This window comes from Mesorhizobium sp. M7A.F.Ca.MR.362.00.0.0 (assembly GCF_004023175.1).
Taxonomy (GTDB): Bacteria; Pseudomonadota; Alphaproteobacteria; order Rhizobiales; family Rhizobiaceae; genus Mesorhizobium.
This window is the reverse complement of sequence record NZ_RZTF01000103.1, coordinates 1-10,806: the sequence shown is the minus strand read 5'-3', so window position 1 is coordinate 10,806 and position 10,806 is coordinate 1. Positions and strand designations below refer to the sequence as shown.

At 63.2% G+C, this 10,806-nt stretch carries 8 protein-coding genes and 2 pseudogenes; 5 read left to right on the top strand and 5 right to left on the bottom strand.

The features are described from left to right. From EOC06_RS42605 to EOC06_RS15255, 3 genes and pseudogenes are all read left to right on the top strand, one after another. A pseudogene (locus EOC06_RS42605) lies at positions 1 to 679 on the top strand (glutamine synthetase); the annotation flags it as partial. After that, on the top strand, positions 679 to 1,446 hold the full coding sequence (locus EOC06_RS15260) for an N-formylglutamate amidohydrolase (RefSeq protein WP_128308168.1): 768 nt from the start codon (positions 679 to 681) through the stop codon (positions 1,444 to 1,446). The pseudogene EOC06_RS42605 and the gene EOC06_RS15260, both read left to right, overlap by 1 nt. Continuing rightward, complete coding sequence (locus tag EOC06_RS15255) at positions 1,443 to 2,759, top strand: aspartate aminotransferase family protein (RefSeq protein ID WP_128308167.1); 1,317 nt, start codon at positions 1,443 to 1,445, stop codon at positions 2,757 to 2,759. Before EOC06_RS15260 ends, EOC06_RS15255 begins: the two co-directional genes overlap by 4 nt. A 70-nt stretch (positions 2,760 to 2,829) precedes the next feature. On the opposite strand, the gene EOC06_RS15250 is transcribed toward EOC06_RS15255, so the two are convergent. The 5 genes and pseudogenes from EOC06_RS15250 to uxuA form a co-directional block, all read right to left on the bottom strand. Beyond that, on the bottom strand, positions 2,830 to 3,849 hold the full coding sequence (locus EOC06_RS15250) for an NADP-dependent oxidoreductase (protein WP_128308166.1): 1,020 nt from the start codon (positions 3,847 to 3,849) through the stop codon (positions 2,830 to 2,832). Between the two features lie 24 nt (positions 3,850 to 3,873). Continuing rightward, positions 3,874 to 5,195, bottom strand: a pseudogene (locus EOC06_RS15245) (LLM class flavin-dependent oxidoreductase). A gap of 335 nt (positions 5,196 to 5,530) precedes the next feature. After that, positions 5,531 to 6,550 (bottom strand): isopenicillin N synthase family oxygenase, encoded by a 1,020-nt coding sequence (locus EOC06_RS15240; RefSeq protein WP_128308165.1) that lies wholly within the window; start codon positions 6,548 to 6,550, stop codon positions 5,531 to 5,533. A gap of 81 nt (positions 6,551 to 6,631) precedes the next feature. Next, the gene (locus tag EOC06_RS44830) at positions 6,632 to 6,760 is read right to left on the bottom strand and encodes a hypothetical protein (protein WP_281062078.1); all 129 of its coding nucleotides are present in this window, start codon (positions 6,758 to 6,760) and stop codon (positions 6,632 to 6,634) included. A gap of 106 nt (positions 6,761 to 6,866) precedes the next feature. After that, positions 6,867 to 8,051 (bottom strand): mannonate dehydratase, encoded by a 1,185-nt coding sequence (gene uxuA, locus EOC06_RS15235; protein WP_127396133.1) that lies wholly within the window; start codon positions 8,049 to 8,051, stop codon positions 6,867 to 6,869. 98 nt (positions 8,052 to 8,149) lie between these two features. Between uxuA and EOC06_RS15230 the strand changes: the two genes are divergently transcribed. Both EOC06_RS15230 and EOC06_RS15225 read left to right on the top strand, forming a co-directional pair. Beyond that, a complete protein-coding gene (locus EOC06_RS15230) occupies positions 8,150 to 8,935 on the top strand; it encodes an SDR family NAD(P)-dependent oxidoreductase (RefSeq protein ID WP_128308164.1) in 786 nt (261 codons plus the stop codon). Between the two features lie 259 nt (positions 8,936 to 9,194). Further along, positions 9,195 to 10,547 carry an ABC transporter substrate-binding protein gene (locus tag EOC06_RS15225; RefSeq protein ID WP_128308163.1) on the top strand — a complete coding sequence of 451 codons (1,353 nt, stop codon included), beginning with the start codon at positions 9,195 to 9,197 and terminating at the stop codon, positions 10,545 to 10,547. The last annotated feature ends 259 nt before the right edge of the window (positions 10,548 to 10,806 follow it).

The following is a 10,806-nucleotide window of genomic DNA, read 5'->3' as shown; positions in this document are numbered from 1 at the left end:
GCGTGCGAGCTTCGCGCCCAAAACCGCGCCAACTGCCGTCGGCAACGGCGTCCACATCCATTTCAGCTTTGTCGACGAGGCCGGCAAGCCGGTGACATACGATCCAACGCAGCCCGGAGGTCTTTCCGCCAAAGCCGGCGCCTTCTGTGCCGGCGTGCTGCGCCATCTGCCTGGAATGACCGCGATGACGGCGTCGAGCGTGTCGTCCTTCTACCGGCTGAAGCCGCACAGCTGGAGTTCGTCCTATACCTGGCTCGCCGACCGCGACCGCGAGGCGTCGCTGCGCATCTGCCCGACTGTGACGATCGGCGGACGCGATCCGGCGCGGCAGTACAATATCGAGTACCGGGCGGCGGACGCCACCGGCAATCCCTATCTGTCGCTGGCGGCGATCATCCGCGCCGGGCTGGAAGGGCTGAAGGCGGGCCTGCCGTCGCCGCCTTTGGTCACCGGCGACCCGACACTGATGAGCGAGGCTGAGCGAGCGAGTCTCGGTCTGGTGCGCCTGCCCGAAACCCTGCCCGCGGCATTGGACGCGTTGCTGGCCGACGGCACCGTGACGGGATGGTTCGCGCCTGTCTTCATCGAAACCTTCGTCGGCCTCAAGCGACATGAAGCCGAGCGTCTTGCCGGTCTCGATCCGGCCTCCATCTGCGATCTCTACCGGACGCTCTATTGATGACCGCACAGGCCGGAAAAGATTGGCCCGAGGCCGTCGAGGTCCTCAACGAGCACGGCCGCTCCGATATCGTGCTGTTGTGTGAGCATGCGTCCAACCACATGCCGGCCGAGTATCGGCAGCTCGGCCTCGATGCCGGCCATCTGCAGCGCCACATCGCCTGGGATATCGGCGCCGCCGAAGTGACCCGCCTGCTGTCGTCGAAGCTCGATGCACCGGCCTTCCTCAGCGGTTACTCGCGGCTGCTGATCGACCTCAACCGGCCACTGGGCACGCCAGGCAGCATTCCGGTGCTGTCGGAAGACACCGACATTCCCGGCAATGTCGGCATCGATTCGGCGGAGCGGATCCGGCGCGCCGAGATCATCTTTTCGCCGTTTCATGACCGGGTGACCGCCCATCTCGATGGCCGGGCACAGGCAGGCCGGCAGACACGGATCGTGACGATCCATTCCTTCACGCCGGTTTTCCTCGGTGTCAGCAGGCCCTGGCATGCCGGCGTGCTGCATGACCATGCAAGCGGTCTCGCCGAAGCGATCCTTTCGGGCCTGCGCACCGACGCGGCGCTCAATGTCGCGGCCAACGTGCCCTATGTGATCAGCCGCGACGCCGACTACGCCGTGCCCATCCATGGCGACGATCGCGGCATCGCCGCCGTCCTCGTCGAGATCCGGCAGGATCTTTTGTCGACACGGTCCGGCATCGAGAAATGGGCGGACCGGCTGGCGGCGGCACTGCCGGCAATCGAGACGGAAACCGTGCCGTGAGCAATCTCAGCCTGCGCGAACGTGATGCCGCGGCCATCGCCCAGATCGGCAAGCTGCGTTTCTCGCCGCTCAGCGTCATCGGCGGCCGGGGCAACCGGCTGATCGAGGAAGGCGGCCGCTCCTTGCTCGACCTGTCGGGATCGGCCGGTCCGGCGGTGCTCGGCTACGGCCATCCGGCAATCGTCGAAGCGGTCGAGACGTCGATCCGCGACATGGCGGGCGCCAGCCTGCTGCTCTACCCGAACGAGCCGGCCGTGTCGCTGGCGGAGCGGCTGCTGGCGATTACGCCCGGAGAAGGCGAACGGCGCGTCTGGTTCGGCCATTCCGGGTCGGACGCCAACGACTGCGCGGTGCGCGTGCTGCAGGCAGCCACCGGCCGCTCGCGCTTCATCTCGTTCATCGGTTCCTATCACGGCAATCTCTCCGGCTCGATGGGCATCAGCGGCCATACCGCCATGACCCACACGCTGCCCCGGCCGGGCGTGCTTCTGCTGCCCTATCCCGATCCGTACCGCCCGAATTTCAGCAGCGAGGACGTGCTTGCCCTGCTCGACTACCAGTTCGAGACCACCTGCCCGCCGCATCAGGTCGCGGCGGTGTTCGTCGAGCCGTTGATGTCGGATGGCGGGCTGATCGTGCCGCCGCCCGGCTTTCTCAAGGCATTGCAGGAGCGTTGCCGCAGGCACGGCATCAAGATTGTCCTCGACGAGGTCAAGGTCGGGCTCGCTCGCAGCGGCATGATGCACTGCTTCCAGCATGAAGGACTGACGCCCGACCTAGTCGTCTTTGGCAAAGGCATCGGCGGTGGCTTGCCGCTGTCGGCCGTGATCGGCCCTAAGGAGATCATGGACCATGCGCCGGCCTTCGCGCTGCAGACAACCGCGGGCAATCCGGTGGCGACATCGGCCGGCAACGCGGTGCTGAAGACGATCGAGGCGGATGGCCTGGTCGAGCGCTCGGCGCGGATCGGCATGCTGTTTTCCAGCGCATTGCGAGCCCTTGCCGCCAGACACGAGATCATCGGCGACGTGCGCGGGCGCGGCCTTGCCATCGGCGTCGACCTAGTCAAGGACCGCACGACACGCGAGCCGGTTGCGGCGGCGACCACGGCCAAGATCATCTATCGCGGCTATGAGCTGGGTGCGGCCTTCACCTATGTCGGGTTGAAGGCCAATGTGCTGGAGTTCATGCCACCGCTGACGCTGACGGAAGACGAGATGACCGAGGGCGTCGCGATCGTCGACCAGGCAATCGCTGACGTGAATGCCGGCAAGGTCTCGGATGCGGACGTCGCCTCCTTCATGATGTGGTGAACAAAAAAGGCGCCGCGCCGGGCTGCGACAGCGATTGTCTCGGCAGCCCCGGCTCATCGTTGTGCAACAATTATTCCGCGATACGCACGATCAGCTTGCCGAAATTCCTGCCTTCGAGAAGGCCGAGAAAGGCCTGAGGCGCATTTTCGATGCCGTCCACGATATCTTCCCTGTAGCGGACGCGGCCGGACGCTATCCATTCGGCCATCTCGCGATAGAAGGCCGGGCGCTGGTTGACAAATTCGCGCTGGATAAAACCTCTTATCGTCAGGCTGCGGTGCAGCACTTGCTGCATCAATGTCGGCAACCGGTCGGTGCCGGCATCCGCGATGACGTTGTATTGCGCGATCAGCCCGCAGACCGGCACACGCGCAAATTCGTTCAGCAGCGGAAACACCGCGTCCCAGACAGGACCGCCGACATTCTCGAAATAGATGTCGATGCCGCCGGGGCAAGCTGCCTTCAACTGCTCTGCAAAATCGTCGGCCCGGTGATCGACGACCGCGTCAAAGCCCAGCTCGTCTCGCACGAAAGCACATTTATCGGCACCGCCGGCGATGCCGACGGCACGCGCCCCCTTGATGCGCGCGATCTGGCCGACGGCCGACCCGACCGCACCGCTGGCGGCCGCGACGACGACCGTCTCGCCAGGCTTCGGCTGCCCGATGGTGAGCAGACCGGCATAGGCCGTGAAGCCCGGCATGCCGAGCACGCCGAGCGCGGTTGTTATGGGTGCAGCCGCGGGATCGAGCTTGCGCAGCCCGACACCGTCGGACAGGGCGAAACTCTGCCATCCGGAGTGGGACAGGACGATGTCGCCTTCAGCAAATTCCGGATGGCGAGACATCATCACGCGCGCGACGGTGCCGCCCTCCATTACACCGTCGACATCGACCGGCCTGGCATAGGACTTGGTGGCGTTCATACGACCGCGCATATAGGGATCGAGCGACAGATAAAGGATCTGCAACAGCAGTTCGCCCTCTCCCGGCTGGTCAAGGTCAACCGTCTCGATGCGAAAATCATCCGGCTTCGGCCGGCCTTGCGGTCGCGCCGCGAGCACGATGCGGGTGTTGGACTGGATTGACATGGAGACCTCTCCGCGAAGGGCGTTCTATTCGAAAAACTGGTTGGAGGGCCGCTTCAAGCCGAGATTCTCGCGCAGTGTCGACCCCTCATATTGCCGCCTGAAGATGCCTCGCCGTTGCAATTCCGGCACCACTTTCTCGGCAAAATCATCCAGCCCTGCCGGCAGGTAGGGAAACATGATGTTGAACCCGTCAGAGCCCTCGGCAACCAGCCATTCCTCCATCTCGTCGGCGATTGTTTCAGGCGTGCCGACAAAAGCAAGGCCGGAATAGCCGCCCAGCCTTTGCGCAAGCTGCCTGACGGTCAGGTTCTCCTCGTGTGCCAGTTCGATGACGCGCTCGCGGCCACTCCTGCTCGCATTGGTCTCGGGGATTTCGGGCAAGGGCGCGTCGGGGTCAAAACCGGACGCATCGTGTCCGATCGCGATCGACAGCGAGGCGATGCCGCTCTCATAGTAGACGAGGCTGTCGAGCTTCGCCCGCCTTGCCTGTGCGTCCTCGACGCTGTCGCCGACAACGACAAAGGCGCCGGGCAGGATCTTGATGTCGTCACGCGAGCGGCCGAGTTTCTCCGCACGGCCTTTGACGTCGGCAAAGAAACGCTGTCCCGCCGCGAGATCCGCATGGGCGGCGAAAATGACCTCCGCTGTCTCCGCCGCCAGTTGGCGTCCTGCCTCCGACGCGCCGGCCTGGACGATGACCGGCCAACCCTGGATTGGCCGGGCGATGTTGAGCGGCCCACGCACCGAGAGATGTTCGCCCTTGTGGTCGAGCACATGCAGCCTGGCCGGATCGAAATAGAACCCGCTTTCGGCGTCGCGGATGAAGGCATCGTCGGCAAAGCTGTCCACAGGCCGGTGACGACATCGTAGAATTCCCGCGCCCGCCGGTAGCGCTCATCATGCTCGACATGCTCGTCGAGGCCGAAGTTCAGCGCCGCGTCAGGGTTGGACGTGGTGACGATGTTCCAGCCGGCGCGTCCACCGCTGATATGGTCCAGCGAGGCGAAGCGGCGAGCAACATGATAGGGCGCGTCGAACGTCGTCGATGCGGTGGCGACCAGCCCGATATGGTCAGTGACGGCGGCGAGCGCCGACAAAAGCGTGAACGGCTCGAACGAGGTGACCGTGTGGCTGCGCCGCAACGCCTCGATCGGCATGTTGAGAACGGCCAGATGGTCGGCCATGAAGAAGGCGTCGAACTTCGCCGCCTCCAGGGTCTGGGCGAAGCGCTTCAGATGCGCGAAATTGAAATTGGCGTCGGGATAGGCACCCGGATAGCGCCAGGCGCCGGTGTGCAGGCTGACGGGGCGCATGAAGGCGCCGAGGCGCAATTGTTTTCGTGTCATGAAAGATGTTCCGGCCGATCGATACAGTCGAGCACAGTGCTCGAATCCTTCTCAGGATCGGACGGTCAGCCCAGCTCGGGAAGGTATTCTGTTCCGCTGCGCCGGGCTTTTGCAGCATTTCAGTTTTGCGCCTGATACCCCAGGACAAAAAAATGGCCGAGCTCGAATACGGCCCGGCCAAAAAGAAGGTCAAAACCTTCAGAGGGGAACACCGTTCGGCGAAATGGGAGGAAACCGCCGAACGATTTTACCTTTTTGAGCTTATTTCCACGCCTTGGCGACGAATGGCATTCCAAAAAACATGCCAAACGGCAAAAATTCGTGCCAGGCGACCGTCACGAACCCACCGTTCCAGTCTCCAGAAGATCGGCATAGTGGCGGCGTGCCACGTCGGGATGGGAACGCAGCCGGCTTTTGAGCACATTGATTCCGACGTCGCGGAACAACGGGTTGTCGGGATCGCTTGCCGGTCCGCGCGCCTGCGCCGCCAGTTCCTCGGAAAGGCCGAGAAGCGGGATGGTCGCATCGAGCCGCGCGCTGAAGAAGAAGGGAACGGAAATCCGTTCGACGCCGGCAGGCGGCGTCACGACTCGGTGCACGGTGGCCCGCAGATATCCATTCGATGCGAGTTCGAGCAGTTCGCCGATGTTAACGACCAGCGTTCCGGGCAGCGGATCCACATTCACCCAGCTTCCGTCATATTCGACCTGCAGCCCCTTGTTGTCGTCCTGCAGCAGCAGGGTCAGGAAGCCGCCATCCTTGTGCGCGCCGACGCCCTGGTCGCCTTCGGTCGCGTCACGGCCGGGATAACGGACGATCTTCATGCGATGGTTGGGCGAGTCCCGGTAGATCGCGTCGAAGGCGTCCTCGGGCTGATCGAGCGATAGCGCGAAGGCTTTCAACAGCCGAATCGCCACCGCGGTCGCCTTGGCCTGCCATGCAAGCAGTGCCGGCTTGAGCTCCGGCAATGCCGACGGCCATTGGTTGGGTCCTTGCAACCTTGTCCACGGTGCAATTCCAGGTCCCTGCGCTATGGGCTGGCGCTCGACGCCGATGTCGAGTTGCTCACGCCAATCGGCCGCGCCCTTGGTCAGTTCGCCACCAGCGCGGGTGTAGCCGCGGAACTGCTGGGATTTGACCATTTCGATCGCCAGCTTGTCGGCCTGAGGCAGCGCGAAGAACCGGCGTGAGGCATCGAGCACGTCGTCGATCTCCGAGGTCGAAATTCCGTGGCCGCTGAGGTAGAAGAAGCCGACGTCCCGCGCCGCCGTGCGCAGGTCCAGGAGAAAGGTACGATATTCAGACGCACCTTGTTCGAGACGGCTCAGATCGAGCACCGGCACAATTCTGGGCATGGTCAGGTTCCTTCTTTTCTCTGCCTTGGCTTAGGAGAAGTAGAAGCGACCACCGGCAAGAGCTTCGAGAATGAATGCATCTCAAAGTGACACGCAAGGCGTGCCGATCAAAGCAACAAGAAGTCCAATCTGGCCCGAATGGAAGAACGTCAGCGCTGCATATTGTGAACTGCCGGCAAATAATTTCCCGACACGTGCTTTACCCGCCATGCCTCTCGTAGGCCGCACTTTCCAGTGCGACATCGTATAAGTCACAGCGGAAGCGCAACCGCGCGTGATCGCCTGTAAATCCGCCAGCCGACCGGCCGGAGCGCATTCAAGCCAGCTCGAACCGCTCGATGGCGCGCATGATGCCACGCAGCTCGGCGAGGCCTTTCAGCCGGCCGATCAGCGAATAGCCGGGATTGAGCCTGGTCTTGCCGATATCGTCGGCGAGCAGATGGCCATGGTCGGGCCGCATAGGAATGCGCCAGTCGGCGCGGCCTTCCCGACGGCGGCGCGCCTCTTCCTGCATCAGAGCCAGGATAACATGCGCCATGTCGGTGCCGCCCTCGAGATGCTCGGCCTCGTGGAACGAGCCGTCATCCTCGATGGTGATGTTGCGCAGATGGGCGAAATGGATGCGGTCGGCGAACTCCTTGACCATGGCGACGATGTCGTTGTCGGCGCGCGTGCCATAGGAGCCGGTGCAGAACGTCAGGCCGTTGGCGGGGCTGTCGACGGCGTTGAGGATGAAACGCGCATCCTCGGCGGTCGAAACGATGCGCGGCAGGCCATAGAGCGAGAAGGGCGGGTCGTCGGGATGGATGCACATGCGCACCCCCTCCTCTTCGGCCACCGGAATGATCTCGCGCAGGAACCAGGCAAGGTTGTCGCGCAGCTCCTTCGGTCCGATCGCATCATAGTCCGCCAGGGCCTCGCGAAAACTGTCCCTGTCATAGCTGCGCTCGGTCGCAGGCAGGCCGGCGATCAGGTTGCGCTCGATCCTGTCGATCGCTTCGCTGCTCAATTCCTTCAGCCGCGCTTCCGCCTCGGCAATGCGGGCGGGGGTATAGCCGGCCTCGGCATTGACGCGCTTCAGCACAAACAAATCGTAGGCCGCGAAATCGATCGCGTCGAAACGCAACGCATAACCTGTCGTTGGCAGCCGATAGGCGAGATCCGTGCGCGTCCAGTCGACCACCGGCATGAAATTGTAGCAGACCGTCGCAATGCCGGCCTTGGCGAGCGCGCGAATTGAGTCACGATAGTAACCGGCATAGCGCTCGCGTTCCGGCGCGCCGATCTTGAATGAATTGTGGACCGGAATGCTCTCGACCACCGACCATGTCAGGCCGGCGGCCTCGATGACACGCTTGCGCTCCAGAATGCTCTCGAGCGGCCAGGCGCGCCCGTCATAGATATCGTGCAAGGCGCTCACCACGCCGGTCGCACCGGCCTGCCTGACATGATCGAGCGTTACCGGGTCGTTCGGTCCATACCAGCGCCAGCACTGTTCCATAGCCGCTTCCTTCTGCGAGAGGATGGCAACCTATTGTTGGACCACAATGGGTGTCAAACTAGGAACGGTTTCGGACAGCGAATGAAGGAGTTTTCCCAATGAAGGATTTCGACGGCAAGGTGGCTTTGGTGACGGGCACGACCGGGATTGGCCTCGCAACCGCCAGACGCCTCGCTGCAGGGGGTGCTGCGATGGTCGCCTGCGGCATCGACCGCGCGGCCAACGCTGCGCTGAAAGCGGAACTGGAAAGCTCCGGAGCCGGGGCGCTGGTCATAGACGCCGACGTCTCCGTGCCCGATCAGGTTCGCGACGCGGTCGCGGCCGGCGTCGAGCGGTTCGGCGGCCTCGATATCATCGTCAATTCGGCGGCGGTGCATCCGTACGGAACCGCGACCAGCACCGATTTCGAGACCTGGAACAGGGCGATGTCGGTCAATGTCGGGTCGATCTATCTGACCGCGCATTTCGGCATTCCGGAAATGGTCCGCAGGGGCGGCGGCGCCATCGTCAACGTCGCTTCGGTGCAGGGCTTTGCCTGCCAGCAAAACGTCGCCGCCTATGCCACCACCAAGGGCGCCATCCACACGCTGACGCGTGCCCTGGCCCTCGACCATGCGCGCTCCGGCATCCGCGTCAATTCCGTCAGCCCCGGCTCGATCCGCACCCCGATCCTGGAGAAGGCCGCCCGCGGCGAGAACGGCACGGATGCCGATGTCGAGGCCGCCTACAAGCGCTTCGGCGAAGCGCACCCCATCGGACGCATCGGCGAGCCGGAGGAGGTGGCCGAACTCATCGCTTTCCTGTGTTCGTCGAAGGCCGGCTTCTGCACTGGCGCGGACTACAAGATCGATGGCGGCCTGACCGCCGGCATCGGCGTGAAGTAGATGGCGAAGATTGGGGCTTGTCCGTCACCGGGAGCAGCCAGCATCCGACAATTGGTTTGCCGATCTTCTTGCAGATCAATGCCCAAGCAAATTGAACACCGCACGGGCCACGCCGAACATGAAAGGGGGCGGTGCGATCGATGAAATAATAGGCATTCTTGCCGATTGACAAAAACATCAACAGGCGACCAAGATCATATGACCATCAACGATATTGGTCCCGAGGTTGCCCCTCGGCATTGGCGTAAAGGAGAGCCAGATGCCCCTTCAGCAGAGAGTGACCCATCGTCCGAAACAATGTCCCGCCGCTCCCATCCTTGCCACCGCACTGCTAGGCCTCGGCCTGATCACACTGCCCGGTATCGGCCACGCCGATGGGATCACGCTCAAGATTTTCGGCGGCTCGGCGCTCGACGAACTCGCGCCGCGTCAACCGCCGGACGAGCAGAAGAAAATCCAGCAGCAGGTCATCGACGGCTTCCTCAAGGCCAACCCCGACGTCGCCGCGGTCGAGTGGGATGCCCAGGGGCCGCAGACCGATTCCATCCAGCGCGTGATGACCGCAAAACTTGCAAACCAGGAAATGGATCTGATCGCCTGCCCGGCCTTCTACACCAATGGCGCCTATGTCAGGCGCAAACTGGTGATGCCGATTACCGACAAGATCAAGCCGTTCCAGGACAGGATCGACGCCGCTGCACTTGGCGCCTTCACGGTCAACGGCCAAGTCTACGGCGTGCCGATCTCGACGCTGTCGACATCGACGATCTTCTACAATGTCGATCTCTTTCAGAAGCTCGCCATTCCTGTCCCGCCAACCTATGACGACCTGAAGGCAGCCGTGCCGAAGTTCAAGACCGCGGGCGTGATCCCTCTCCTGCATCAGGGCTCGAACACCGTGATGTGGCCGATGTGGTACTTCGAGACCTTTTCGCAGGCATCGGGCGACCCGGTCGGCAAGACGCAGAAGAACCTCGAGGGCACGGCGAAGTTCACCGACGCGCCCGATGTCGAGGGGTTCAAGCTGATCAAGCAGTGGGTCGATGACGGCATCCTTTCCAAGGATTCGCTTTCCGTCGACCAGGACGGCATGCGTGCGGCGTTCGCCGCCGGCAAGAGCGCCATGTATTATGGCGGCACCTGGGAAATCCCGTCGCTCCAGTCGAGCGTCAAGGACTTCAAATGGGGCGTCTTCGCCTTTCCGAAAATGGACGGAACGCCGGGCGCGCCTGGCCATGGCGGCGGTGCCGACAACGGCATGTGCGTCGCCTCCTCGATCCCGCCCGAGAAGCTCGATGCCGCGGTCAAATTCATCGAATATCTGACACGGCCTGAAATCGCGACGCTCTACCTCGCGCCGGAACAGCCGATCGCGGCCTCGATCAAGGGCGTGCCGCAGGTCGACGATGCCTATGCCGTCGAATTGCGCAAGCAAGCCTTCCCGAACACGATCAAGTTCCTCGACTGGATCTGGCCATCCGAAGTCGCGAGCGCCACGTCTTCGGCAATCGCCGGCATCGTCGGCGGCACCACGACGCCCGAAGACGCCGCCGCATCGATCCAGACCATCTTCGACGACCTCAAGGCCCAGGGCAGCTGGCCCCCCAAATGAGCCCCTGAAGTAGCGCCTGCAAGCGAGCGCCCATCCAGCCGGGCTGATGCGCCAGGCAAGAAAAACAGAGGCTGCCTGCTTCGGGCAGCCTCGCCCATCGGAGAAAACACATGACGACACATCGCGCCGAACGGCAGCGCTTCTCGATCGGCTATCATCTGAACAGCTGGGACCTGACCGGCCTTCCGCTCAGGCCAGCCATCAAGTTTCTCGCCGACCAGGGCTTCGGCTGGTTCGAGATCCTCGCCTTACCCAGCCT